General features: G+C 56.2%; 25 protein-coding genes. 12 read left to right on the top strand and 13 right to left on the bottom strand.

From position 1 onward, the window contains the following. Positions 1-7: 7 nt before the first annotated feature. The 8 genes from DYY88_RS02610 to DYY88_RS02575 all read left to right on the top strand — a co-directional run bounded on the left by DYY88_RS02610 (position 8) and on the right by DYY88_RS02575 (position 6,677). Positions 8-940: a cytochrome c oxidase subunit II gene (locus DYY88_RS02610; protein WP_039725292.1), complete on the top strand. Its 933-nt coding sequence runs from the start codon at positions 8-10 to the stop codon at positions 938-940. Beyond that, a complete protein-coding gene (gene ctaD / locus DYY88_RS02605; RefSeq protein WP_039725291.1) occupies positions 933-2,597 on the top strand; it encodes a cytochrome c oxidase subunit I in 1,665 nt (554 codons plus the stop codon). Before DYY88_RS02610 ends, ctaD begins: the two co-directional genes overlap by 8 nt. A 4-nt stretch (positions 2,598-2,601) precedes the next feature. Beyond that, positions 2,602-3,207, top strand: a complete 606-nt coding sequence (locus DYY88_RS02600; protein ID WP_039725290.1) for a cytochrome c oxidase subunit 3 — start codon at positions 2,602-2,604, stop codon at positions 3,205-3,207. Then, positions 3,207-3,863 (top strand): type I restriction enzyme HsdR N-terminal domain-containing protein, encoded by a 657-nt coding sequence (locus DYY88_RS02595; protein WP_039725289.1) that lies wholly within the window; start codon positions 3,207-3,209, stop codon positions 3,861-3,863. Before DYY88_RS02600 ends, DYY88_RS02595 begins: the two co-directional genes overlap by 1 nt. A gap of 10 nt (positions 3,864-3,873) precedes the next feature. Beyond that, entirely contained in the window at positions 3,874-5,388 is a 1,515-nt protein-coding gene (locus tag DYY88_RS02590) for a GMC oxidoreductase (RefSeq protein ID WP_039725288.1), read from the top strand. Positions 5,389-5,532: 144 nt separating this feature from the next. Then, positions 5,533-5,871, top strand: a complete 339-nt coding sequence (locus DYY88_RS02585) for a nucleotidyltransferase family protein (protein WP_039725287.1) — start codon at positions 5,533-5,535, stop codon at positions 5,869-5,871. Beyond that, positions 5,861-6,196 (top strand): HepT-like ribonuclease domain-containing protein, encoded by a 336-nt coding sequence (locus DYY88_RS02580; RefSeq protein WP_039725286.1) that lies wholly within the window; start codon positions 5,861-5,863, stop codon positions 6,194-6,196. Before DYY88_RS02585 ends, DYY88_RS02580 begins: the two co-directional genes overlap by 11 nt. Before the next feature lie 142 nt (positions 6,197-6,338). Then, a complete protein-coding gene (locus DYY88_RS02575) occupies positions 6,339-6,677 on the top strand; it encodes a nucleotidyltransferase family protein (RefSeq protein ID WP_039725285.1) in 339 nt (112 codons plus the stop codon). Positions 6,678-6,803: 126 nt separating this feature from the next. Here the strand turns inward: DYY88_RS02575 and DYY88_RS02570 are convergent, their stop codons facing one another. Continuing rightward, positions 6,804-7,922, bottom strand: a complete 1,119-nt coding sequence (locus tag DYY88_RS02570; RefSeq protein WP_072041287.1) for a GUN4 domain-containing protein — start codon at positions 7,920-7,922, stop codon at positions 6,804-6,806. A gap of 211 nt (positions 7,923-8,133) precedes the next feature. Here DYY88_RS02570 and DYY88_RS02565 point away from each other — a divergent pair, with 211 nt between their 5' ends. Beyond that, a complete protein-coding gene (locus DYY88_RS02565; protein WP_039725284.1) occupies positions 8,134-9,540 on the top strand; it encodes a DUF2252 domain-containing protein in 1,407 nt (468 codons plus the stop codon). 591 nt (positions 9,541-10,131) lie between these two features. On the opposite strand, the gene DYY88_RS02560 is transcribed toward DYY88_RS02565, so the two are convergent. The 3 genes from DYY88_RS02560 to DYY88_RS02550 all read right to left on the bottom strand — a co-directional run bounded on the left by DYY88_RS02560 (position 10,132) and on the right by DYY88_RS02550 (position 14,119). Continuing rightward, positions 10,132-10,821 (bottom strand): DUF1269 domain-containing protein, encoded by a 690-nt coding sequence (locus DYY88_RS02560; protein WP_039725283.1) that lies wholly within the window; start codon positions 10,819-10,821, stop codon positions 10,132-10,134. Between the two features lie 218 nt (positions 10,822-11,039). Next, entirely contained in the window at positions 11,040-13,022 is a 1,983-nt protein-coding gene (locus tag DYY88_RS02555; protein ID WP_367889253.1) for an AAA family ATPase, read from the bottom strand. A 197-nt stretch (positions 13,023-13,219) separates the two neighbouring features. Continuing rightward, entirely contained in the window at positions 13,220-14,119 is a 900-nt protein-coding gene (locus DYY88_RS02550) for a LysR family transcriptional regulator (protein WP_039725282.1), read from the bottom strand. A gap of 142 nt (positions 14,120-14,261) precedes the next feature. On the opposite strand from DYY88_RS02550, the gene DYY88_RS02545 reads away from it, so the two are divergent. Then, the gene (locus DYY88_RS02545; RefSeq protein WP_072041286.1) at positions 14,262-15,179 is read left to right on the top strand and encodes an NAD(P)-dependent oxidoreductase; all 918 of its coding nucleotides are present in this window, start codon (positions 14,262-14,264) and stop codon (positions 15,177-15,179) included. Between the two features lie 36 nt (positions 15,180-15,215). On the opposite strand, the gene DYY88_RS02540 is transcribed toward DYY88_RS02545, so the two are convergent. The 5 genes from DYY88_RS02540 to DYY88_RS02520 form a co-directional block, all read right to left on the bottom strand. Beyond that, positions 15,216-16,352 carry a TPM domain-containing protein gene (locus tag DYY88_RS02540; protein WP_052288208.1) on the bottom strand — a complete coding sequence of 379 codons (1,137 nt, stop codon included), beginning with the start codon at positions 16,350-16,352 and terminating at the stop codon, positions 15,216-15,218. Between the two features lie 217 nt (positions 16,353-16,569). Further along, positions 16,570-16,908, bottom strand: coding sequence for a HepT-like ribonuclease domain-containing protein (locus tag DYY88_RS02535; RefSeq protein ID WP_039725280.1), 339 nt, complete (start codon positions 16,906-16,908; stop codon positions 16,570-16,572). Next, positions 16,898-17,221 carry a nucleotidyltransferase family protein gene (locus DYY88_RS02530; protein ID WP_044150887.1) on the bottom strand — a complete coding sequence of 108 codons (324 nt, stop codon included), beginning with the start codon at positions 17,219-17,221 and terminating at the stop codon, positions 16,898-16,900. Before DYY88_RS02530 ends, DYY88_RS02535 begins: the two co-directional genes overlap by 11 nt. 160 nt (positions 17,222-17,381) lie before the next feature. Continuing rightward, positions 17,382-18,020 (bottom strand): Uma2 family endonuclease, encoded by a 639-nt coding sequence (locus DYY88_RS02525; RefSeq protein WP_039725279.1) that lies wholly within the window; start codon positions 18,018-18,020, stop codon positions 17,382-17,384. A gap of 103 nt (positions 18,021-18,123) precedes the next feature. Further along, positions 18,124-19,188, bottom strand: coding sequence for a hypothetical protein (locus tag DYY88_RS02520; protein WP_039725278.1), 1,065 nt, complete (start codon positions 19,186-19,188; stop codon positions 18,124-18,126). Between the two features lie 145 nt (positions 19,189-19,333). On the opposite strand from DYY88_RS02520, the gene DYY88_RS02515 reads away from it, so the two are divergent. Further along, positions 19,334-20,236, top strand: coding sequence for a D-hexose-6-phosphate mutarotase (locus tag DYY88_RS02515; protein WP_039729240.1), 903 nt, complete (start codon positions 19,334-19,336; stop codon positions 20,234-20,236). Positions 20,237-20,458: 222 nt separating this feature from the next. Here the strand turns inward: DYY88_RS02515 and DYY88_RS02510 are convergent, their stop codons facing one another. The 4 genes from DYY88_RS02510 to DYY88_RS02495 form a co-directional block, all read right to left on the bottom strand. After that, complete coding sequence (locus DYY88_RS02510) at positions 20,459-20,926, bottom strand: cupin domain-containing protein (protein WP_039725277.1); 468 nt, start codon at positions 20,924-20,926, stop codon at positions 20,459-20,461. Between the two features lie 43 nt (positions 20,927-20,969). Then, positions 20,970-21,464 (bottom strand): hypothetical protein, encoded by a 495-nt coding sequence (locus DYY88_RS02505; RefSeq protein ID WP_039725276.1) that lies wholly within the window; start codon positions 21,462-21,464, stop codon positions 20,970-20,972. Positions 21,465-21,552: 88 nt separating this feature from the next. Continuing rightward, a complete protein-coding gene (locus DYY88_RS02500; protein ID WP_039725275.1) occupies positions 21,553-22,713 on the bottom strand; it encodes a DUF58 domain-containing protein in 1,161 nt (386 codons plus the stop codon). A 139-nt stretch (positions 22,714-22,852) separates the two neighbouring features. Then, entirely contained in the window at positions 22,853-23,896 is a 1,044-nt protein-coding gene (locus tag DYY88_RS02495) for a Gfo/Idh/MocA family protein (protein ID WP_039725274.1), read from the bottom strand. Positions 23,897-24,201: 305 nt separating this feature from the next. Here DYY88_RS02495 and glmS point away from each other — a divergent pair, with 305 nt between their 5' ends. After that, on the top strand, positions 24,202-26,100 hold the full coding sequence (gene glmS / locus DYY88_RS02490) for a glutamine--fructose-6-phosphate transaminase (isomerizing) (protein WP_039725273.1): 1,899 nt from the start codon (positions 24,202-24,204) through the stop codon (positions 26,098-26,100). Positions 26,101-26,125: the final 25 nt, after the last annotated feature.

Genomic DNA, 26,125 nt, shown 5'->3' with positions numbered 1-26,125 from the left:
GGAAACCATGTTTTATCAACGCTGGTTTAAACAACGTTGGATTTTGGTCGTGATCGGGTTGGCGATCGCCGACACCCTGCTCAGCATTTGGATTGGTCAGCAGTCTTATCGCTGGCTACCCCCCCAAGCCTCCGCCGAGTCGATGCTGGTGGATGACCTGTTTTGTCTGATGACCACCATCGGCAGCCTGATCTTTTTTGGCGTCGTCGGTACGCTGATCTACTCCATGATTTTTCAGCGGGCCCCCAAGTACGACACCAGTGATGGCCCGCCGATTGAGGGCAACCTCAAACTCGAAGTCATCTGGACGGTCGTTCCCTCCATCGTGATCGTCGGGGTGGCGTTTGCCAGTTACCAGACCTACGACGGCATGAAAATTTTGGGCGACATCGGCCCCAAGGCGTTGGGCATGGCGACGGCCAATGCGGCTCCCATGACCACTGAGGTGGTCAAAACCGACCCGATTGAAGTGCGAGCGCGGCAGTGGGCCTGGGAATTTTACTACCCCGAGCAAGCGGTCAGCAGCACCGAACTCCATTTGCCGGTGAACCAGCGGGCGAACCTGAAGCTGTCATCGGAAGATGTGCTGCACGGCTTCTTTGTCCCGGCCTTTCGCATCAAGCAGGACATCATTCCCGGGCGCGAGATCGACTTCGAATTTACCCCCATTCGCGAAGGGCGCTATCGGCTGCGGGACTCTGACTACAGCGGCACCTACTTTGCCGCGAATCAATCCGTCGTAGTGGTCGAGTCGGAGGCCGATTATCAAGATTGGCTGGCGATTGCTGCAGCCCAATCGCCCACTCCGGCCCAAAACCGCGCCTATCGGGAATATCAGCGATCGCGCCAAAATCCCAACGGTGGAGGTTGGGCCACAGTCGAACCTGCCGCTCCGCCCGTTGTCAATTACGCCAGTTCAGACGAGGAATCTTATGAGTAACGCATCTATGGAGGCGCTACAGCCGAGCTTGCAGCCTCAACCCGGTGCGCCAGACAACTGGAAGCGCTTTTTCACCTTCAGCACTGACCACAAGGTGATTGGCATTCAATACATCGTCACGGCGTTCGTGTTTTTCTTATTCGCGGGCTTACTGGCGATGGTGATGCGGGGCGAGTTGCTGACACCCGAAGCCGATTTGGTCGATCGCACCGTCTACAACGGCCTGTTCACCATGCATGGCACGTTGATGCTGTTCATGTGGACCTTTCCCATGCTGAACGGGTTGGCGAACTATCTCGTCCCGCTGATGATCGGCGCGCGGGATATGGCCTTTCCCCGGTTGAATGCGGCGGCGTTTTGGCTCGTGCCGGTGTTTGGCGTTATCCTCACCGCGAGTTTCTTCGTCCCCGGTGGCCCCTCGCAGTCGGGCTGGTGGGCCTATCCCCCCGTGAGCTTGCAAAATCCGACGGGTAATCTGATCAACGGCCAATCTCTGTGGATTTTGGCCGTGGCCCTCTCCGGCATTTCTTCCATCATGGGGGCAGTCAATATTGTCACCACCATTTTTCGGATGCGGGCACCGGGCATGGGCTGGTTCAAAATGCCCGTCTTTTGCTGGACGGTGCTGGCGGCGCAGTTGATTCAGCTCTTTGGTCTCCCGGCGCTGACGGCGGGTGCGGTGATGCTGCTGTTTGACCTGACGGTGGGCACCAGTTTCTTTAATCCGGAACTGGGCGGCGACCCGGTGCTGTATCAGCACTTTTTCTGGTTCTACTCTCACCCGGCGGTGTATGTGATCATCCTGCCGATTTTCGGCGTATTCTCCGAAATCTTCCCCGTCTACGCGCGGAAGCCCCTCTTTGGCTATCCCGTCGTGGCGGTGTCGTCGTTGGTGATTACCGGACTCAGCGGCATTGTGTGGGTACACCATATGTTTGCCAGCGGCACCCCCGGCTGGATGCGGATGCTGTTCATGTTCACCACCATGACGATTTCCATTCCCACGGGCATCAAGGTATTTGCCTGGGTGGCGACGGTGTGGGGCGGCAAAATTCGCCTGAATACGCCAATGCTGTTTGCTCTGGGCGGCTTGATTATGTGGGTGTTTGCGGGCATCACGGGCATCATGCTGGCGTCGGCTCCCTTCGATATTCACGTCAACAACACCTACTTTGTGGTGGGCCACTTCCACTATGTGATTTACGGCGCGGTGGTGATGGGCTTTTACGCCGCGATTTACCACTGGTTCCCCAAGATGACGGGGCGCATGTATTACGAGGGCTTGGGCAAATTGCACTTTGTGCTGACCTTTATCGGCGCGAATTTGAACTTTTTCCCCATGCATCCGGCGGGGCTGATGGGGATGCCGCGACGGGTGGCGTCCTATGACCCGGAGTTTGCCTTTTGGAATGTGCTGGCCAGTCTGGGCGGTTTCCTACTAGGGGTTTCGACGATTCCCTTTTTGCTGAACATGCTGAGCTCTTGGGCCCGGGGACCAGAAGCGGGGGACAATCCCTGGCGGGCGATCGGGCTGGAATGGCTCGTGTCTTCCCCGCCGCCCCACGAAAATTTTGACGAAATTCCCGTGGTGGTGTCGCGGCCCTATGGCTATGGCAGTGACGAACCGCTGATTGCAAACGCATCTGAGAAGGAGTGACCCCGTGAGCACAACGAACGTTGATCAATCCCTCGAAGTGGCCACTGTTCACGCTGGCGAGCATGAAGAAGAAGACAATCGCATGTTTGGCTTTATTGTCTTCTTGCTGTCGGAAAGTGTGATTTTCCTGAGCTTTTTTGTGGGCTATATCGTCTACAAGCAGACCTCGGCGGAGTGGTATCCGGCTGGGTTTGAGGGGTTAGAGATTCGCGAACCGCTCATCAACACGATTGTGTTGGTGTCCAGCAGCTTTGTGATTTACTTTGCCGAGCGGTTTCTGCACAAGGAGAATCTGTGGGGTTTCCGGATTTTCTGGTTGCTGACCATGGCGATGGGCAGTTTCTTCCTATTTGGTCAGGCCGTGGAATGGATGCATTTGCCCTTTGGCTTTAAGGATGGCCTTTTCGGCGGCACGTTTTATCTGTTGACGGGCTTCCACGGATTGCACGTGCTGACGGGGGTGTTGTTGCAGGGGGTCATGCTGGGGCGATCGTTCATTCCCAATAATTACGCGGGGGGTGAATATGGCGTCAATGCCACGTCTATCTTCTGGCACTTCGTCGATGTGATCTGGATTATTTTGTTCATTCTGATTTACGTCTGGAAGTAATGGTTAAAGTTCCGGCTGATGATTATGCTGATCTCCTAGATAGCCTTGCCTTGGCTCTTGAGAGTTCTTACATGAATATGAAAGATTCATCTCTGTCTATTGATGAGTATGAATATTCAGGAGTTCTCATTAATAGGTTGCAAGCATTCTATTGTGCTCAGGACACAATCAAAAAGTTTCTTGGGAAGCGAGTTGCACAAGCAGGTGCAGATTTCTTCGTTGAGTCCGTGCTTTTTCTGCTCCGGATTTTTAATGATGTGGAGGCTTTGGATTTCGAAATCAGCTCTGAGCTTCCTGTCAAGCGGAAGAGAAACGCTATTAGACCAGATATAAGCATTTGGAAAGATGGTGAACTGCTCGCAATTATTGAGTGTAAAACTCAGCTTGGCTGGCTTCGGAATAACTGGAAACAACATTTTGAAGAGCGCGAAAAGAGTCTGAAGGAGGTTTTCCCTGATGCTCAGTTTCTGGTTTTCGTGATGACGGGTTGCAACTGGTCAGGCTTTGGTGAACAAAATGTTTCTATTGAACATAGAAAGTTTTTTTGTTTTTTGAAAGACGCTTGGCCAGCACATCTTTCTAAGGAATTTGACTCTTCACTCTTTGAGTCTCCTGTAGAAGATTTAATGCAGCGGCTCAAGTTCTTGTCCTCATAGGAAAATCGGCATGATTATTGATGACCAGCATTACGACATCATCATTGTGGGCACCGGGGCCGGGGGCGGGACTCTGGCGCAAAAGCTGGCCCCGACGGGCAAGCGGATTTTGATTTTGGAGCGGGGCGATCGCATGGCCCTGTCCGAACAAAATCGCGCTGATGTGGATGTCTTTAAAAAGGAGCGGTATCACGCGCCAGAGCAGTGGTACGACCAGGAAGGGGAGCCGTTTTCGCCGCAGACCAATTACGCGGTGGGGGGCAATACCAAGATTTATTCAGCATCCCTGATGCGGATGCGCGATCGCGACTTTACCGCCGTGCCCCATCAAGAGGGCATCGCCCCGGAGTGGCCCTTTCAATACGCCGATTTAGAGCCTTACTACACCGCCGCCGAGCAGCTTTATCAGGTGCACGGCAGTGCTACAGGCGATCCCACGGAACCCGAACACAGTGGAGAATATCCGTTTCCGGCGATCGACCATGAGCCGCTGATGCAGCCGATTATCGAAGGGTTGAGCCATCAAGGGTTAAATCCGGCCCCCTTGCCCCTGAGCCTGACCCGTCAGGATGATGACCCCACGGGCGATGCCGAGGTGTTCGGCATTGATTTGGCGCTGAAGCATGACAACGTCACCCTCAAAACGTCGGCCCAGGTCGTTGCCCTCCATACGGATCCTTCAGGCAAGGCGATCAAAGGGGTGCAGGCCGAGGTGGGCCGCCAAACCATTATGTTCAGTGCAGATATTGTGGTGCTGGCTTGCGGGGCCGTCAATTCGGCTATGCTGCTGCTCGACTCGGCCAATGACTGCCATCCCCACGGTCTGGCCAACAGCTCTGACCTGGTGGGCCGCCACCTGATGAAGCAAAAGCTCACCGTCATCGTCGAAAAAGCGGCTGGTAAGAACTCGGGTGAGTTTCCTCGCACGGTTAGCGTGAATGATTTTTATTGGGGCAACCGCGATTACGAGTATCCGATGGGCCACATCGAAAATAGCGGTGGTCTGCTGCGGGATATCGTCTTTGCCGAATCGCCGCCGCTACTTTCGGTGCTGGCTCAGGTATTGCCGGGTAATCGGTTAATGGGGCTAGCGGTGAAATCGATCGGCTGGTGGGCGCAAACAGGGATGCTGCCCGATCCCAACAATCGCGTTCAGCGGCTCAAGGGCAAACTCCGCTTTGAGTTTGAGCCCAACAACTTTGAGGCCCACGATCGCCTCGTCTACCAGTGGATTGAAGTGCTTAAAAAGCTGGAATTGACCACCGATACCGTCAAAAGCAACTCTATCTTTCCCCGGGGCGAAGCGCCGCTCAGCGTCGTGGGCTATCAGCTCGGCACTTGCCGCATGGGCACCGACCCGACAACCTCCGTGCTCGACACCCACTGCCGCACCCACGATATCGATAATCTGTACGTCGTTGATGGCAGCTTTTTCCCGTCCTGTCCCGCCGTGGGGCCAGCGTTGACCATCATGGCCAATGCGCTCCGAGTGGGCGACCATTTGTGCGATCGCCTCAAAGGCTAGGGGATCGTCACCTGGAAACTTTGGGGGGCGGTATTGCCAATGATGATGTCTGCGATAGCGCACTGGTGGAACTGCCCCCGTGGTGCGATCGCCCCGTCAGGAATGCAGCGATACAATGAGGAAGCAACTTCTTGCTGCGACCCGATGCCTGCTTCAACGTCTCAAGTCAACATTTATCAGCGCTTAGGGATCACCCCCGCTGAGCTAGCGACATTTTGTCAGCGGTGGCAAGTGGCAGAGCTATCGCTGTTTGGCTCCGTGTTGCGGGATGACTTTTCTGAACATAGCGATGTTGATGTGCTGGTGACGTACCTGCCAACGGCTCAACGAGGGTTGTTTGAAAAAATGCAGATGCAGGAAGAGCTAGAAACGCTGCTGCATCGTCCGGTGGATTTGGTGAGTAAAACCGCGATCGTGCAAAGCCGCAACTGGCTCCGTCGCCGTCATATTTTGGATTCAGCCCAGGTTATCTATGTCGCGTGATCAAGAAGCTTTGGTGGATATCCTGGAGGCCATTAAGCTCATCTTGCAGTACGCGGCAGGTCAAGATTTTGAGACCCTTGCGGCCAATGTTGAAAAGCAGGATGCCATCTTGCGCCGGATCACGATCATCGGTGAGGCCACAAAGCGGCTTTCCAACGAGTTTCGTTTACAGCATCCCGCCATTCCTTGGAGGCAAATGGCTGGTATGCGGGATGTGATCACCCATAACTACGATGAGGTTGATTTCGAGGATGTTTGGGGAGTCATTCAAAGAGACTTGCCGCAATTGTTGACCGACCTTGAACCGCTAGTTGCCGCTGATTAGCCCTAACGGTGCTCTCCTCAAGTCTGCTCCACAGCATCACATTTTGCCCGTTGGTAGAGGAGACCGTCACCCCTCTGGTGGAGCGATCGCCCCGTCAGGAATGCAGCGATACAATGAGGGAGCAACTTTTGGCTGCGACTAGATGCCTGCTTCAACGTCTCAAATCAACCTTTATCAGCGCTTAGGCATTACCCCCGCCGAGCTAGCGGCATTTTGTCAGCGGTGGGATATCGCTGAATTGTTACTGTTTGGCTCAGTCCTGCGCGATGCCTTTTCGGCTAGCAGCGACATTGACATTTTGATTTCATATTTTCCTGGCAAAACCAAGGGCTTGCTGGCTTTAGTACGCATCAAAGATGAGTTAGAAAAGCTGATTGAGCGAGAAGTGGACGTGACGACGAAGCAATCCATTAAACAGAGTCACAATGAGCGACGGCGACGGGAAATTCTAGGTACGGCACAGGTGCTTCATGTCGCGTGATCAACAATCGGTGCAAGATATCCAACAAGCGGCTCAGGAAATATTGAGATTTATGCCGTCGAATACTAGTCTTGAACTCTCAGCAAGGTTGTTAGCATGCGAGTGAGGACTCAAAAAGAGTTTTAATTAAACTTTTGGGCAACTGGCAAGGCGAGATTGAAGTGCCCCATAGCGATTCAGCTCATCACGAGAGGCATCGCAGTATTCAGAACCAGAACCACAAAGCACTTTCCAGGGTAGGTGTCCGACGGGTGAATCAAGGCTGTAGGCTACCTGTACATCATCCTGCTCAGTGTCCCAGACCCTCGTCCACCCAACCCGATCAGCAAAACATAGATAGGAGTCTTGATTTATTGCTGCCGCCGTTGCAACCTCGGCACACATTGAGGTATAGATTCTGTGTTGTACGCTGAAACCAAACTTGCCGTCGCTGGCTGCAATCCAAAGTTGGTCTATCCCTTGTAGTATCTCGCAGGAAAAACCTTGCAAGTCAGCTTCAGTCAACCGGCCAACCTCCTCGCGGTTGGATAGGCGCAGCATAACATCGAGAGTTTCCTGATCCGCCTCCTGCCATTGTCGAGCTTGCAGATATTCCTCTAACTGGCTAAGTTCAGTAGGAATTGGCGTACTCGTTGGAGCAAGTGTTTTTAGAATTGGCCGTATCCCTAAAATCGACAGCAAGCCAACTCCCCCTAGTCCAGTCCACTTTAGGAATTGCTGTCGCGACAGTCTTGATTTACCTTCAGCAGGCATATGTAACGGTAGCAACAAGCGAGGCTTGCCCATATGCTGCTCTAGCCCTCTGATGAGCCGATCCATATCCTTATTAAAATCTGGATCAGGGCGAGCTTGCCGATAGTTGCGATAGGCCAAATCTTTCAACCCATTGGGCAGTTCATCTACCCCGGGCATATCGGCGTTACTCACCAACAACGGCACCACTATCATGGTCGGTCGTCGCAGAGCTTCTTCAATTTCAGCCCTTACCCAATCATTAGAATTGTCTATTCGCCGTCGACCTTGGGCGTCTTTTGCATTGAGCCAGTCTGGGCCGATGATAGCCAATAGTATCTGGCACTGGCTCAACGTGTCGTTCAGGTAATCGCGAAAGTCTACTCCTGGTGGAATGTCATCTACATCTTTAAACACAGCCCGTTTTCCAAAGTGGACTGCTAATCGATCGTAAACACGCCCGGCATCGGCAGAACTATCGCTTCGGCGATAAGAGATAAATATCGAGGGCATCCGTCAGAGCTAACTTAGCAGGACGTTTCTATTAAACGCTAAGGTCATTTGAATTGAGCGATCACCACAAGGTATCGCCTTCCCCATGTGAGGGGGCTAGCCGCGATCGCCCTGTCCCCTCTTCGCTCGTTGACATCACGACACGGGACGTGAAAAAGAGGCAGAGTAAAGCGCTACCATAGCGCTAATTCTTTTCCTTTCCTGCACCCCCATGGCCACCCCTACGCGTGCCGAGAAATATGACCAGGGCAAGGCATTGCGCGAAAAAGTTAGTCGTAGCCGCCACGGTGACTGGTCACCCGCAACGAACCGAGTCGACCCTTTAGAGCGGTTGCAAGCAAGCGATCGCGATCGCTTGCCCCACCTCATCCCGATCAAATATGGCCGCATGGTCGAGTCGCCGTTTGCTTACTTTCGCGGGTCAGCCGGAGTCATGGCCGCCGACTTGGCCCCGACTCCGGTGTCGGGCATTAACGCCATGCTTTGTGGTGACGCCCATCTGTGCAATTTCGGCGTGTTTGCTACCCCCGAGCGCAACCTGATCTTCGACATCAACGACTTTGACGAAGTGTATCCTGGCCCGTGGGAATGGGATGTGAAGCGCCTGGCGGCGAGTGGGGTGTTGGCGGGGCGATCGAATGGCTGCAAAGACGCTGACAATCGTGACCTGGCCAAGGCTGTGGGGCGAGCCTATCAAAAGGCCATGCAATACTTCGATGACCACACGACTTTGGAGATGTGGTACTACCACATCGACGCTGAGTACATGCTCGATCTATTCAAAGACGCCTCTTCCAAGCGGGGGCAAAAAACTGCGCAAGAAATGGTGGAAAAAGCCCGTCAGCGCACCCAAGCCCAAACCCTGGAAAAGCTCACCACCCAAGCAGACGGACGGCGACGGTTCATCAGCGAACCGCCGTTATTAGTCCCTTTAAGAGCCGATACGTATCATGAAGTGTTGGGCGATTTTGACCGCTCTCCGGATGAACTGCGCGCCACCATTGAGGCCAACTGGCACGGCTATTTAGGCAGTTTGTCCAAAGAGCGACAATTTTTGTTGAGTCGTTATCGCATTGCTGATGGGGCACTCCGGGTCGGCGGCATCGGTAGTGTGGGCACCCGCTGCTTAATCGTGCTGCTCGAAGGCCAAGGGGGCGAAGACGATGCCCTCATTTTGCAACTTAAAGAAGCGGGTGCATCAGTGCTGGAACCGTTTTTGCCCGCGCATACTTACGACACCCATGCCGAGCGGGTCGTGACAGGACAAACTTTGATGCAGACTGTGAGTGATATCTTTCTCGGCTGGCACCGCAGTTCCCGCACCGAGGTGGATTATTACTGGCGACAACTGAAGGATATGAAGGGCTCTGTGGAGGTGGCAGATCTCGACGACAAGGGTTTAGAAACCTATCTGGAGCTCTGTAGCTGGACGCTGGCCCGTGCCCATGCTCGCACCGGGGATGCCGCCACCACCTGTGGCTACATAGGTAAAAGTGACAAATTCGCTGAGGCGATCGCCCAATTTGCGATCGCCTATGCTGACCAAATCGAGCGCGATTATGAGCAGTTAGCCCAAGCGGTGCAGTCCGGCAAAATTCCTGCCGAACGGGGAATCTAGGTCGCGTCTACGTTGAAAAACTAGAGTGACGCACCACTCACAGCGATCAAAGGGGCCCTGTCGTGCAGGTGCTAGGGGACGGGTCGCTTGGACGGTGCTTGACGATCCTGATTGAGCCGATAAGGGATCCGTCCCCTGAAGGCTAATCCTGTAGGGTTTTTAAATTTCCCGTTTGATGGGGAGAATAGGCCTCTCAATCTGCTGGACTGATCACCTGCCCGCCCCGCCCGCGAATGAATTGCGGGCTCACAGAACAAACCCATTGAAATGGGTTAACGCCGGGTTGAGTCAGGGTTTTGGCGATTGAGTCCACTTCAGTGGACTTCCCACATTAGCCCGCAGTTTACTTGCGGGTGGGCTCGCGGAACTCGCAAGATCGATACTCTGGAAAACCCCTACAGGATTAGCCCTGAAGGGAGTATTTGCAGGGCAACCAGACTTTTAGGGAGTCATGCCGCTAACTGCGATCGCGCTCAGCGTGATGCGACCTCAAACATCGGTACAGCAACCTGGTTACGGAATTCGCGATTCCCCAAGGTTGCCTGGTTGCCGCCTGCGAAACCGGGTTTCTCGGCATCCCGAACCCAGGCTCTAAACCCCTGCTTCCTCCTCGGTTTCGGCGGCTGGCTCGAACTCAACGTCCAGCGCATCTAGTGAAATGCCCGCTTCGACAAATTCAATCGACTCATCATCCGCCAGGAATCCGGCAATTTCAATATCCGATTCCCCCGCCGACAGTCGCCCGGCAGCCATGCCTCCTTCCGAGACAAAGGCCGTGTAAGCTACTTCGCGCCCGGCTTCGAGCTGATCCGCGATGTCCCGTTGCAGTGCCTCGGTCATTACCGTGGCACCGACTTCTTCCATCGCCGCTTGCAGGTCCGCCACCCAGGTATACTCAATCACCGCCACGATCGCTGACGTTCCTGGTGGCAGCGCCTCACCCAAGATTTTCATCCGGTCTTTGGCAAAGCCCGACTTTTTGAGCTTGTTAGCGAGTGCCCCAATGACTGCGCCAGTAGCCCCCGCCGCAATAATGCCAGGGCCAGTGACTAAACCGATCGCGGCCCCCAAGGCCCCGCCCCACTTGGCCCCCGTCTTGGCTTGAAAATCTTTCAGTTCGGCAATGCGCAGTTTCCCTTTCTCGTTGCGGCGCAATACCGCCGCCTTTTGGATGCCGATGAGATGTTGGCGTTTGGCCGCTCGCAACGTCTGCATGGCCTCTTTGGCCGACTTTTCATCATTGAAGCTCGCAATGAGCAGTTGTACTGGTGCGTCAGTCATAGTTAAGAACTCCCGGATGTCAAAGCGACATCAATGGTAAGTCCAGAAGTCGAGGCGATCGCTGTTTTTAAGCAAAACTCTATTTACGCTGCTAGAAATTTTTCCCTCAATTGAACAACCAACTGAAAACGCCGCGATTGAGCAGACATCGCCGACTGCCGCTCAAATAGCGGTGTTTTCTAAGGTCGGGTCGGGGCTTGCCCCATCCCACAGCGGGCTTAACCTTTGTTCTGCTTTTGTTTTTGCAAAGCGTCTAAGGCGGCCTGGAAGTGTTGAGGCTGAATGTGAATTTGCGACGGATCGTCGGCCCCAGAGGCCCGATATTCCCGAATGGCTTCGAGGGCGGCCTGGTTGCTGAGCAGAGCGAGGTCGGCCCCATTCCAGCCGTCGGTTTGGGCGGCTAAAGCCGCTAAGTCAACGCCTTCGAGAGGGCGATCGCTGTTATGCACTTGCAAAATCGCCAAGCGACTTTCCTCTGTCGGCAAGTCCACCTCGATTTGCAGATCTAGGCGACCTGCCCGCAACAACGCCGGATCAAGGGCACTACGGCGATTGGTGGCCCCCACTAGCAGCACATCGGTGCTCTCTTGCAGGCCGTCGAGTTCGGTGAGCAGTTGGCCGACCACGCGATCGCTCACCCCCGAATCGCCTTGATACTGTCCTCGGGCGGGAGCCAGGGTGTCGATTTCATCAATGAACACCACGCAGGGCGCAGCCTGTCGCGCCTTGATGAACAATTCGCGCACAGCTTGTTCGGCAGCGCCCACCCAACGGCTCATCAATTCTGGCCCATTGACCGCGATGAAGTTGGCGCGAGCTTGGGCGGCGACAGCTTTGGCGAGCAGGGTTTTGCCCGTTCCCGGTGGCCCCCAGAGCAGAATCCCGCGCGGCGCGGTAGCTCCCGTTTGTTGATATAGCTCGGGATACAGCAGCACCCCTTCCACCGACTCTTGCAGGGTGCGCTTGGCATTTTCTAAACCGCCGATGTCGTCCCAGGCGACTTTGGGCGATTCCACCTCTACCGATCGCAGCACCGAGGGCTTGATTTCCTTCAGCGCAGCGGCAAAGTCGGCCTGGGAAACATGCAGATCGGGCGGAATGGGATCGCTGAGGGCAGGCACCTGTCGGCGCAGAGCCAGATAAGCGGCCTTTTGACACAGGGCTTTGAGGTCGGCCCCCACCATGCCCACCGCCACATCCGCGATCGCCTCTAAACTCACCGTGCCATCCAGTGGCATCTCGCGAGTTTGAATTTTCAGAATCTCTAGCCGCCCGTCGCGATCGGGCACCCGAAAATGCACTTCGCGATCGAGGCGTCCGGGACGGCGCAAGGCGGGGTCGATGTGGTTCGGCTGATTCGTCGCCGCCAGCACCACAACCCCTTGGGTTTTGGCAAAACCATCCATCAAGCTGAGGAGTTGCGCCACGAGTCGTTTTTCAACTTCCCCCTCTACTTTGCTGCGATCGGGGGCCAGACTGTCGATTTCATCAATGAAGATGAGACAGGGGGCCGACTTCGCTGCTTTTTCAAACACCTTGCGCAGGCGACCTTCCGCCTCTCCATAGTATTTGCCCATGATTTCGGGGCCGACGATCGCGATATAGCTGACGCCCAATTCTTCCGCCAGCGATCGGGCCGTCAGGGTTTTGCCCGTGCCCGGCGGCCCCACCAGCATCACACCCCGAGGCGGCTCCAATCCCAACTGCGTCAATACATCGGGCCGCTTGAGGGGAATTTCGATCAGCTCCTTCAGCTCTTGAATGACCGCTGCTAGGCCCCCCACATCTTTGAGCGAAGGCATTTCGGGAGCTTTGGGGGTGGCTTTGGACGGCGTTTGGGCTGGAGATTGGGGCGAGGCTGCAGCGGTAGTCGGGTTCTCTGAAGCGTCAGTCGCATCGGGACTCTTCCCCGTGTCGGCTGGCGGCGGCGTGACAATGACCTCTTCACTGATGCCGCTGTCGTCATCGTCCCCGGTGCCTGGTGTCCGAATGCGGGAGACGCCAATATCCGGAATGTTGCCCTGTCGGGGAATGTTGCCTAGCCCCCGCGCATTGACCCGAATGTCGGTCTTCAGTTCTCCGTTTTCGGCTTTTTCTTCCAGCGTTTTGGCGAGTTCTAAGAGTTGTTCAAAGCCTTTGAAGAAGTCATTCATAGCCATATCCAGGGTTGCAACGGCGGCGTCATCTGTCCCTGATGTCATCAGCGCAGCGCCAACTCAGGGGATCACATGGTTTCACTATAGCTTTCCCGCTTTGCGCTCTTTTTGGGGGTCGTTGCGGCTTTTTGTAACGAAGCTGAAATCAAGTGCTCGTGCTGTTGCTGTGTGGCGTGGATAGGTGAGGGGGAGTCAGGGAGCGGAGGGGCGAGGGAGCGGGGGAACGGGGATTACGGTTTTTGTTAGGCCCTTGGCCTGGACTGCTGGAGAAATTCGAGAAACACCTGTACTTTACGGGGCTGATAGGAACGAGACGGTAATACTAACCAAGCGGCGGTGTTGAACTCAGTGGCGGTGACTTGATGGGTGGGAAAGACATCGACCAAGTCTCCTGAGCGCAACTCGTGATCGATCAGCCAGTTGGGAAGTAGGGCTAACCCGAGTCCCGCGATCGCACATTGTTGCAAGGCCAACGCATTGGAAATCACCACGCTTCCGTGAACCGGAATCTCACTCAGGCTTCCTGCCGCATCCTTGAACAGCCAGCGGGAGCGAAAGCCGGAGAGGGGAAACCGCAAGCATTCGTGTTGGGCAATGTCGCCAGGTTGCTGAGGCTGTCCGTGCTCAGCTAAATACTGCGGGCTGGCACAGACCCGGTAATGGGTGGGCATGAGCCGTTGAGCAATTAGAGAAGAATCCGCCAAGATGCCCAACCGAATGGCGACATCAATTCGCTCAGCTAGAAGATCGACTACGGCATCGGTCAGCAGCAGTTCCACCGCCAAGTCCGGATATTGCTGCCGAAAAGCGGGTAGCAAGGGCACCAAACATCGCTGTCCAAAGGAGACAGAGGCGGTCACCCGCAGAGTACCCTGGGGTTGGCCGGAGATATCCGTCGCGATCGCGATCGCCTGCTGCATTTCGGCCAGCAGCGGTTCTATCCGTTCAAAGTAAGTGGTCCCTGCTTCTGTGGGTGACAAGCGCCGGGTTGTGCGTTGAAACAGGCGAATGCCCAACTCGGTTTCTAAGCCAGCGATCGTGCGGGAGATTGAAGAAGGGTCAACGTTGCGATCGCGCGCGACTGCTGCAAAACTGCCCTGCCGCATCACCTCAACAAAAACATCCAGAGTCGATATGTCCATCGCAATCCTGACCAAACTTTCGTGGTCAGCCCAGGGGCGAGCATTGCTTCATTACAGCAGTCAGATCTGATTCGTGCAAGATACGCAAGAGTATCATGACATTTTCAGTCTTTATTGAAGTTTATTCATTAACTAAACTCTGATGGTCAAACATATAGAGAAAGTAAGCATGACAACCATCGCCTTTTTAGGACTCGGTGCAATGGGCGCACGCATTGCCCAAAACCTGCTGCAAGCCGGGTATCCCCTCGTGGTTTACAATCGCACGGCTGATCAGGCCCAACTGCTCATTGAGCAAGGGGCGATCGCTGCCGCCACGCCCAAGGCTGCCGCCGCGCAGGCCGATGTCGTGATCAGCATGGTGACGGATGATGACGCCTCTCGCGAGGTGTGGCTAGCGCCGCAGACTGGAGCCATCCATGGCTTGCAGCCGGGGGCGATCGCAATTACCTCCAGCACGCTTACCGTTGATTGGACGAAGCAACTGGCCAGTCACATTCAGCAAGTGGGAGCTGCGTTTTTAGATGCTCCGGTGGTCGGTTCACGTCCCCAAGCTGAGGCTGGCACGCTAATTTATCTCGTCGGGGGCGATGCCCAAATTCTCCAGCAAGTGACCCCGCTTTTGTCCAAATCTGGCTCAGTGCAGCACGTCGGCACGATTGGACAAGGCATGGCGATGAAGCTAGCGGTGAATGCCCTCTTCGGCATTCAGGTGGCGGCTCTGGCAGAAGTGCTGGCATTCCTTACCCAACAGGGACTAGACCAGGCTCAAGCGATGGCGTGTCTTGGCAATACGCCCGTGCTTAGCCCCGCTGCCAAAGGAGCCGGTGGGTTGATAGTGGCAGAGAAACATGCCCCGCTTTTCCCCATTGATTTAGTCGAAAAAGACTTGCGATATACCCTGGCGGCGGCGCAATCGGTGGAAACTGAGTTGCCGACCGCGATCGCCACACAGCAGATTTTTCAACGGGCGATCGCCCAGGGGCATGGTTCCCAGAACATTACTGCCGTCGCTCAACTATATGCGGGGCTGGGGACTGCTTCGTCAGCGGTGCGGTAGTATCACCCAACGCTGGTCAGGGGCTGCTGGGCGGCGCTACCAACTGCCAGAAGCGCCGCCGCCGGAGGAACTGCCGCCACCGCTGGAACTGCTACTCGAACTCGATCGCTGCTTGCGGGGAATGGTGCGGTTAAAGACTTGGTGATAGCTGCAATGCTGACAGTCTTGGGTGATTTCGGCGGTGCCTGTGCTGGTGTAAGTCGGGCTCACAACGGTGCGACTCTTTTCTGACAGCGTTTTGTGGCCACACTGACGGCAAGACTGGTATCGCGAAAACAGACTGTTGTAGGACAGCGTCGTGTGGTAGCCACAGGTCGGACAGAGCCAAACGTCGTAATCAACCGATTTTAAGGACTCTTCCCGCCGCTCACCGGGATCAAGATATTGGTCATCTTCGCTTTCGGACAGGCGACGCATCTCGGTATTGCAGGTGGGGCACTGGCGCGATCGCCGTCGATTCCACCAGCCATAAACTGTCCGTGCAATGCCTCCCGCCACGGTTAGGGGAATCAGCAAAAAGCCGACGATGCCAGCCCAAAAGTTGCCGCCACTGTCCGAGGAATTGCTGGCCGAACCCGCAGTAGACGCGGCACCCGATGACGGCGGGGGAGCACCAGGAGCAAAATATTGGGTCACCGCATTCACACCCGCGATCGCGCCCGCCGCCATTTGCCCGTCGCGAAAGTAGGGCAACATTTCGTTATCGATGATGGTTTGGGCGGTCTGGTCGGCCTGACTGTCGTACCCGGCCCCAACTTCGATCCGCACTTTGCGATCGCCCGGTGCCACCAACACCAAAATCCCGTCGTTGCGGGTGGCGTCACCAATGCCCCAGGTGTTGAAAAGGTTAGTGGCGAAAGCTTCGAGGGTGCTGTCCCCGGTTTCGTAACGGCCAAAGGTATCGACCGTCAGCAGCACAGCATGTACTCCCGTCTCCGACCGAAACTGTTCCAGACGGCTACCGACATTGGCCTCTTGCTCTGGCGACAAAATCTCGCCATAGTCGTTGACATAGGGATGCTCAAAGGCTGGATAGGTGCCTTGCGCTTGGGCCACATCGACGTTGGCAAACCACAACAGCACGACGGTCGTGCCTAACGCCATCAGCCAATAGCGCCAATGCTGCCACCCTTTCAATTGGCCCACATGTTTGATTGACAAGTGCTGTGTCATCTCCTGAGTTCCTTGCTGAACACCTCGAAAGCTCGGCACCCGCTGGAGGATAGTCCTGGCTAGCCTTAGTCACAGTGTGCCCGCAGAAAGGACTTCAATCCAACGGGGGGTGATTTCGAGAGGGCCATTCGTGAGTGCTGGCGGCGTGATTGGCGGTGCGATCGCCCTTCAAGTCATCACGAAAGATTTAGGGCAGACACGTTTGTAACATCGAGCACTACTGATGCAGCAGCGGCTCCACTTCTTGAAGGAGTCTTGGCAGGCTGGTTTGCAGAATATCCCAAACCACGACATCAGCAATGTTGGTATAACCGTGGGTCAAAATATTGCGAAAGTCTACAATTTTACGAATATCGGAAATTTGCTCATTTAGGCTGACGTCTCGTTTCACAGCCTTGTTGAGGGCTTCGCCAATCGTGATAAATTGACGCTCTACCGCTGATTTCATCATTGGGTTCGCTCGATAGCTGGCGTAGGTTTGCCCTTGAGTAAAGTCAGTGATGAGCTGACCGGCTTGCTGAATGTCGTATAGATATTTGCGGACTTCAATTTCCATAGATTTTCAGACGGCTGGCGGCGATCGCCTCTAAAAAGTAAGGATTTTCAATGGTGGCGAGATCGACCAAGTCAATTGTGCGACCGAGCAAGTCGCTGAGTCCTGCTTTCAAGCCGAAAAAGCGATCGGCAGCACCTTGAGGTGTATTAATGGCAAATTCGACGAGAAAATCTAGGTCGCTGGTCGCCGGGTCAAAACGCTCATCTGTGGCCGAACCAAAGAGTTCGAGACGAGCGACTTGGTTCTGGTGGCACAGCGCCTCGATTTGTGCTTGCTGTTCCGTAATCTGATTAATCACGGGTGATCGCTTCATAAGCTTAGTCCCGGCCCCGAACTTCAAGTTAATGGCTGATTGATAAGAGCCTGAATATCAGTCTTATTTGATCATATCCTCCTTAAATCGCTGAGCGAACTGTTCCAATCTGCGGGGAGGCGATCGCCGTTTCCCTTCCGGGTGTCAACGAGCAGCGGAATTATTGCAGGGTTTCCATCAGCCAGCGCATGAGGGTACTGTCGTCTGCGGTTTGCGATCGCCGCAGTGCCTCTTCCACGAGGCCAATCTCTAGCCCTGGCAAAACTTCAGACGTTTGAACTTCGCCGCTACGCTGGTCAGCCACGGCAAAGGCAATCACATCGTACTCCGCTACATTGACCACCCAATATTCCGCGACGCCCAAGCGCTCATACAGCAGTCGTTTTGCCCCCAAGTCATCCTTAAAGGTGCTGCCGCTGATCTCGATCGCTAACGCTGGTGGCCCAAAGACATTGACATCAATCGGCGCATTATCCTGAGGAGGAATCTGAAAATCATCCCCAATGTAGAAGGCCATATCTGGCTGACAGCCGCGCTCTCCAGGCTTATAAATGCTGCCATTCATCAAACCAATGATGCGGAGGTTTCGGAGCATGCCATAGATACTTATCAATTGGGATATCAGAGTATTCTGCCGGGCGTGTCCTCGACCCAGTGACGCCATCTCAATCCTCATGTAGCCGTGGTCAAAATAGCCGCGCCCTTCCTCGTACTGCGGGTCATCCATCAGGGCCGCAAAGTCATCCCAGGTGGCTTTGACCCAGGTGTCGGTTTGAGTTGGTGAGGTTGATAGGGTCATAGCTGGATGCTCGCGATCGCTGTCTGCGCCTTTGCCACTAGTGTAGTCAGGACTGGTCAGGCGGGGGGTAAATATTCACGCCCGGTAACCGGCAAAACCCACATCACAGCCCGGACGATCGCACCCGATAGGGAATCTCTTCGATTGGCAGGTTGTTCATATCCCAATCGCCGTAGGACAACTGCAATCGCTTTTCGCCGCGATAATCCACCAGGCGACCACCGTATTTATCTGCCTCAGTGCCTAGACTTTGGATGCGGATTTTGCCGTTGAAAACGGTGGCACGGGCGAGATAGATCACGAGATCATCCCGTGACGGTCGATTGACCGTGGTGCTGGCGGTGAGGTGGGCCAGGCCCCGTTCGTCCATTTCCTGAGAGACGGCCATCGCGGTATCACGAATGCCCCGCACCGCCACCAACACGGAGGCGATCGCCATCGTGATATCCACCCCGTCTTTCGTCAAAATTTGATTATTCGACAAGAAATGAAAATTGCGCTCGCGCAGGTCATCGCGAATACGACGATGAATCAGATTGTTGGGGTCGTAGTGGGTCAGGGCACCCACGATCGCACCACAGGCGGCACGGGGTTCGCGCCAGGGCGACTCGCGGGTTGTGCCGTAGACCTGCTGACCGTTTTCCCGCAGGCGACCGACATGGGTTTTCAGGTCAATCGCCACGAGCGACATGGACTGGGAATTACCCTCGTAGACCCGCCGCTTGAGAGTTTCATCCAGTTCGTGGGCGACGGTGACGTGGGCCAAAGTCGCGCCATTGTCTGTGCCACCCCCCGCTGGAAAAAAGGCTTCCAGCTTGAGCTCGCCAATTTCTGACATCGTGGCAAACCGCGCCGCCACCACATCGCGATAGCGTTTCGTCGCCTCGCCCTGATGGACGCGATCGCCGCAGTTGGTGTAAGCCAGCGTTGTCACCACGCTGGGCAAACTCATGTCGGCCCCGCAGGCTTTCACGTCGGTTTCACTGGCGGCGGCGAATTGCAACTCATCCCGCAAGATTTGGAGACCATTGATCAGCGCGTAGCGATCGCTAACGATCTCATTCAAATAATTGTGGTAAGCGTTGCGCTCCATCCCAAAACTGGCGCCCAGTTCCCAAAACCGTTGGACTCGGGCTTCGGTGGGAGCCGCATCAAAAGGGGGATACATGACGGTTGTCTCCTTTACAGAGCAACGAGTTGCGACTGAATGCGCCAATTTTAACCTAGAGGAAATTGTCAGCGAGTAGCACAAGGTTGGTTGTGTCTTAATCTGGCTGCGGTTTAATAGAACGGCAGATATGAGGATGGGCGTGATGAATTTGGCGCAACTCAATCAGGACTACGGCCTTGCCGGGCAGGTGAAGATCCTCGAAGGCACAGGCGGCTGGCCTTACCTGGAGGTGGCCAATACCCAGGCAACGGCGTTGATTTCGCTCTATGGCGGCCAGGTGCTGGCGTTCAAACCTCGCAATGCTAGCCGCGACCTCTTGTTTGTGAGCGATAACGCCTACTACCAGGTGGGGAAAGCGATTAAAGGCGGCACGCCGATTTGCTGGCCCTGGTTTGGCCCTGATCCGCAGGGGTTGGGTCGCCCGAATCATGGCTTTGCTCGCAATCGGCTTTGGGAAATTAAGCGGACGGAGGCATTGCCCAGTGGCGCAACGCAAGTGGTGTTGGGCTTTGGCGACGCAGAGGATACCCGAGAGCTGTGGCCCTATGCCTTTGCGCTGGAAATTGAGATTACCGTGGGCAACACGCTGGCACTGGCGCTGGTGAGTCGGAATTTGAGCGATCGCCCCTTTGATATCACTCAAGCGCTGCATACTTACTTCACCGTGGGCGACATTACCCAAACCACGGTGCTTGGCCTCGATGGCACCACTTACATCGACAAGGTGGATGGCGGTACGGTGAAGCCCCAGTCAGGTCCACTGGCGATCGCGGCAGAAGTGGATCGCATTTATCAAAACGTCCCGGCGGAGTTAGTGATTGAGGACAAAGCGCTAAATCGGCAAATTCGCATTACTTCCACAGGCAACCAGACTGCGGTGGTGTGGAATCCCTGGCTCGACGTTTCGGCAAAGTCGGGCGACTTAACTGACGACGCTTACCAACATTTCGTCTGTGTAGAAACGACGAATGCGGCGGATGATGTGGTGACGGTGCCCGCCCAAGGCGAGTTTCGCCTAGCCGTAACCTATGCGATCGCAGCTTAGAAACCAGGATGATATAAACCCGAGTTCTGACCCAGTCAGGAGATCTCTGGAAAAGAATTTCCCGCGCGTAGGGTGTCATGAGCGCAGCGTCATGCACCGTGACCGGACATACGTGTTTCCGGAGGTCTCCTAAATTCAAAGTCTCACAGAGAACAGCCGAGACGGCGGTGCCAACTTCTTCTGCCGTCGCCAATCCTGCAAGATGGCGCTTCCCTGCTCCGCTTACATCGGTTCGTAGGTGCGGCGATCGCCCAGGCGATACATGCGGGTGCCCTGACGGGGATACTCCACGACGTCGTAGTCGAGGTCATAGCCGCCCATCAGGTAGACCAAATCTTCGTCAAAGGGATTGTGCATATCGTGGGCGGGGCTATCGGGGCGAAAGCCCATGAAGTCGCCCGCGGCCACCTCAAAGGTTTCGTCATCAATCGTCGCGATGCCGCGCCCCGAGAGAATGTAGAGAAATTCTTCTTCGCCCCGATGGCAGTGATATTCCGTGGAATGGTGGCCGGGTTCCACTCGCACCAGGTAAATGCCTAAATGTAAGCAGCCCGTGGTGCCAGCGAGCGATCGCGTGTGGCGTACCGCATTTTCGTTGAGGGGATGCCCAAAGATCTGTTCGGGCAGGGCGGCGATCGCCGCCGCTGTGAGCAGGGGATGGGGCGGATTTGCGTCAGGGGTCGCCGTCATAGAGCACTCCGATACGTCACGTCACCACAGTGGGATACTCACATTATTGTGCCGAGTTATGGGGGGAATGGGGCGGCAATGAAGAGGGCACGATATCGGTGAAGGGCGCAGCGTTAGGTCGAGTTGCGGGGGGCGCTAGGGGAAAGCAGTAGAGGATATTGCCGACGTCATCCACTTCAAACGTGGCGTTAAATTCCACGCTGCGATCGCGCAAGTAAGCATTAGCCGCCTCGCCATCGAGTTGTGCGGCCATCGCCAACTGTAGCGGGGTCACTTGCCCATGTCGGGTCTGGACGAGGTGAAAGAAAATCTGGCGCAGTCGGCGATCGGCCTGCTGGCGCTGCTGACGTCGCACATCCCACCAGAGCCAGCCACCGCCCGTCATCGCAGGGATGCCCAGGAGCAAGCCTGCCGCGATAGTTTCGCGCTTGTCGAGCACATTGGGGTTGCGGTTGAGCCCCATTTCCACGGCTCTGCCAAGACACCAAAATCCCAGCAAAAGCAGCAGTCCCGCACTGATTGACTTAACTTTTGACATGATGGCGATGGGAGCGCTAATTTGCCCAAACGGTAATCGAAGTTGCTGATTCTGTCACATGGCACAGCGGTGACTCGGGGAATCAATCTCACCGAGACGCGGCCATGGTTCCTGGCAAATTGGCGGCAAGTTGATCCGCCAGCGGCGTTTCGGAGGCGATCGTCAAGGTGGGGGTCGCCGCCAGGGCCGGATTGGCGTTGGTCGCTGCGGGCCATTGCACCCAGACACTGCCCAGCGGCAACTGGGGCGGGGTCGGCGTGCCGAGCCAGATCAACGGTTGGGCGGGGAGGCGCTGGGTCTGGGGCTGACCGGGCATCACTTCGGCGAGGGCCGAGAGCACGGTGTGGCGATTTTGCAATAGACCCGTGTGGGGCAGCCACAGGGCGACGGTGAGTTGCTGCCGCAGACTGTAAATATAAAGGCTGGCAGCAGCGATGACGGCGGCTTCAAAGGCTTCTGGGGACCAGCGATCGCGGGTATCCAGCCCAATCAGCACCTGATTATCGGCGGTTTGCTCCTCCAGTTCGCGGACGCGCAGGTCACCATAGCGGGCACTAGTCCGCCAGTGAATCAACCGGGTAGGGTCGCCCCAGCGATAGGGCCGCATGGCCCGCGTCAACCCCTGGGTGGCTTGCTGGGCTTGACGATAGGCTTGCCATCGGGGGCCTTCGGCGATGCCCATCTGGTCAATTAGCGGGCAGCGGGTGAGGGGCAAAATTTGCGGATAAACGGTGGCATGGGTGGCAGCGGGGCGCGATCGCTGACACCAGAACAGCCCAAAGGGCGCGGCGGTGCGTAACGTCACCGTCTCCCAGTGATAAATGCCGCGCTGGGTCGGCGTGATGGTGTAAGTCCAGGTGTGGGACTGATGCGGTGCTAGGGTGGCGATCGCAGTTTCGGGCAGGGGACCGAGGGCGGCCGGCAGCTGATCCCGCACTTGCAGCAGCACCTTGGCCTGGGGGGTGGGATTGTCGATCGTGATTTCAGCGGTGAGCGGTTCTCCAGCGCTGATGGGCCGAATCGGTTGGCGATGGACTTGTAGACCCTGCAAGCTGCGGGGAGCTCCCCAAATGTTGATCAGGGCGATCGCGATCATCACGCCCCCCATGGCATAGAGCCACCCCGCCATACTGTTGACCGCCGCCCCCAAGAGCGCGATCGCCAGCCCCAGCAATACCCCGCCCGAGTACGCCGGAGCCACCCACCGAGATTCCAGCCCATTCAGCCACGTTTGCAATAACCGACTCATCACTGTGTTCTCAAGACTGCTACCAAGATGACATAGGGAGTGGAGGAGCGAGGGGGCTAGGGGAGCGAGGGGGCACTCATCACCTACCCAGCCACTCAGCCACCCAACCACTCAGCTACCCAACCACCCTCACACCCACCTACTCCACCGCCACTCGCTGCCCGGCTTGGTTCAGCGATCGCGACAGTGCCACCAGTACCTTGACCAAGTCCGTCCCCACAGGGCCGGAGGAAATTAACGAGGGTTGCTGCTGCGTAACGCAGTCGATGAAGTGCTCGCAGACCTGTTTCAGCGGTTCGCTGGGGGGAATGTCGATCGCCTCTTGCGCCAGATTGGTGGGGACAAAATAGATGCCGTCGGGGGTAAATTCGCCGCGTTTCAAAACCAGGGGGGCGTCAGCCTGCATTTCGTCAAAAATCAAGGTGCCGCGATCGCCCACCATGCCCAGTCTTCTTTGCTTGTCGGGGTTGGCCCAACTGACGTGAATCGTCGCCTCAAAACCGCTGGGGTAGAACAGCCGCAACCAGGCGACATCGGCCAAGCCCGTGGGAAACAGCCGCTGTGAAGCGCGATTGCCCTGGAGCCAGATTTGTCCCTGAGCGGTGACGGCGATCGGCGTTTCGCCCAGCCAGTGATTAAAGATGGTGATGTCGTGAATGGACAAATCCCACAGGGCATCGACATCGGGGCGCACGGGGCCGAGATTGGTGCGGGTGGCGTAGCCGTAGCGCAGCGTGCCCAACGGTTGCTCACTCAAGACCGCCAACCCCTGCCGTACAACGGGATGAAATAAGTAAGTATGGTCAATGACCAACTGCACGCCATGAGCGGCAGCGAGTTGGCACAGTTCCTCACACTCAGCCACGTCGAGGGTCAGGGGCTTTTCGGCGAGCACGTGTTTGCCATTTTTGAGGGCGGTTTTGATGAGAGGGTAGTGGGTGGCGGCGGGGGTAGCGATCGCCACGGCATCCACAGCGGGATCTGCCAACACTGCCTCAGCATCCGCCGTGAGGTTGAACTCTGGGGTCAGGTGAAACTTGTCGCGAATGGTAGCGTGCTGGGCGGTTCGCGGTTCCACGACAGCGACCACGTCAACAGACTCTAAGGCTAAAAAGTTGCGGAGCAGATGATTGCCCCAGCGCCCCACGCCAAATTGCGCCAGTCGCATGCGATCGCGGGTCATGGTGACTCCTTTTACAGTTGAGTGCAGCGGTTGCTAGGGGCATGGCTTACCCCGCTCCCGGTTTCAACATGCCCGCTGCCTAAGGCGGATTTTGCACTTGGGGTAAAATTCGTCACGGTTCGTTGGGTTCACGCCTTTCCAGCCGAATTGCCCCCCGCCCTGGGCAGATAAGTTGTATCATTCACACCCATACGGAATTCACTCCAGTCCGTACAGTTGGGCAAAGAGGCGATCGCAGTCACGACTGCCGTTCTGGTCTCCCTCTCTGCGTTGGCGTCATCGTTCATAGATAAGGAGCAACTTCTATGTGTGGCATCGTTGGTTACATTGGCACGCGCCCCGCTAGCGACATCTTGATGGAAGGGCTCCAAAAGCTGGAGTATCGCGGCTATGACTCCGCCGGGCTCGCCACCGTGCTCGAAGGGGAGCTGGAATGTGTGCGGGCCAAAGGCAAGCTCCAGAATTTGGCGGATAAATTGGCGGGGATGGAAAATCCGGCGCGGCTGGGCATTGGTCACACCCGCTGGGCCACCCACGGTAAGCCTGAGGAGTATAACGCCCACCCTCACACGGATACTCATCGGCGCATCGCGGTGGTGCAAAACGGCATTGTCGAAAACTATCGCGAACTGCGGGAAACGCTGAAAGCTAAGGGCCACGAGTTCCGCTCTGACACCGATACGGAGGTGATTCCCCACCTGATTGCCGAAAACATGAAGCAGCTTTCAGCGGCGGATTCCATCGAAGATAATCCCTTTTTTGAAGCAGTACGCATTAGTGTGAACCAGCTGGAAGGGGCGTTTGCCCTGGCGGTGATCAATGCGGACTATCCCGATGACCTGATCGTGGTGCGGCAGCAAGCGCCGTTGATTATCGGCTTTGGGCAAGGGGAATTTTTCTGCGCGTCGGATACGCCCGCGATCGTGCCCCACACCCGCGCCGTGCTGCCGTTAGAAAATGGCGAACTGGCGAAGCTGACGCCGCTGGGGGTCGAGGTGTATACCTTTGCGGGCGATCGCCTCAAAAAGCGCCCCTTTTCCCTCAACTGGAACCCGATCATGGTGGAAAAGCAGGGCTTCAAGCACTTCATGCTCAAGGAAATCTACGAGCAGCCGGGAGTCGTGCGCACCTGTGTCGAAACCTATTTGGACACGACGTGGTCGAGCGATCGCGACACTAATCCAGTCACCTTGGGCCTGGCTGACGACCTGTTCACCGACCTAGAGCATGTGCAAATCGTCGCCTGCGGCACCAGTTGGCACGCCAGCCTCGTGGGCAAATACCTGATTGAGCAGCTCGCGGGCATTCCCACGATGGTGCAGTATGCGTCAGAGTTTCGCTATTCGCCCTCGCCGCTGACCCGCCATACCCTCACCATCGGTGTCACCCAGTCCGGCGAAACCGCCGACACCCTCGCCGCGCTGGAAATGGAACAAAAGCGTCGCCAAGCGACCGAAGATTTGGCCCTGGCTCCCCGCATGTTAGGCATCACCAATCGGCCCGAGAGTTCCCTGGCGCGGCTCGTGCCTCACATCATCGACACCCACGCGGGAATTGAAATTGGGGTCGCGGCGACGAAAACCTTCATCGCCCAGGTGATGGCGTTCTACTTCCTGGCGCTCGATTTGGCCTACCGTCGCCAAACGCTGAAACCAGAACGCATTGAGCAGATCATCGAAGAGTTACGGCAGATGCCAGGGCAAATCGAAGCGGTGCTGGAAAGCCAGGAGCGCTACATCGAAGAGCTGGCCCATAACTTCAGCGAAACCCAGGATTTCATCTTCCTCGGTCGGGGCATCAACTTCCCCATTGCGCTGGAAGGGGCGCTGAAGCTGAAGGAAATCAGCTACATCCATGCGGAAGGCTACCCCGCTGGGGAAATGAAGCACGGCCCGATCGCGCTGCTGGATGCCAAGGTGCCGGTGGTGGCGATCGCCATGCCCGGCACCGTCTACGACAAGGTGCTCTCTAACGCTCAGGAAGCGAAGGCCCGCGATGCCCAGCTCATCGGTGTGGTGCCCTTGAACGATGAGGAGGCGGAATTCACCTTTAACTCGTTGCTGCCGGTGCCCCCGGTGGATGAGCTGCTGTCGCCGATTCTCACGGTGATTCCCCTGCAATTGCTGGCGTATCACATCGCCGCCCGTCGCGGTCTGGATGTCGATCAGCCTCGTAATCTCGCCAAAAGCGTGACAGTAGAATAGGGATGTTGAAAATCGGCGATCGCTA

Source organism: Leptolyngbya iicbica LK (assembly GCF_004212215.1).
GTDB lineage: Bacteria > Cyanobacteriota > Cyanobacteriia > Phormidesmidales > Phormidesmidaceae > Halomicronema > Halomicronema iicbica.
The sequence above is the reverse complement of the archived record's forward strand: the minus strand, read 5'-3'. Positions and strand labels throughout refer to the sequence as shown.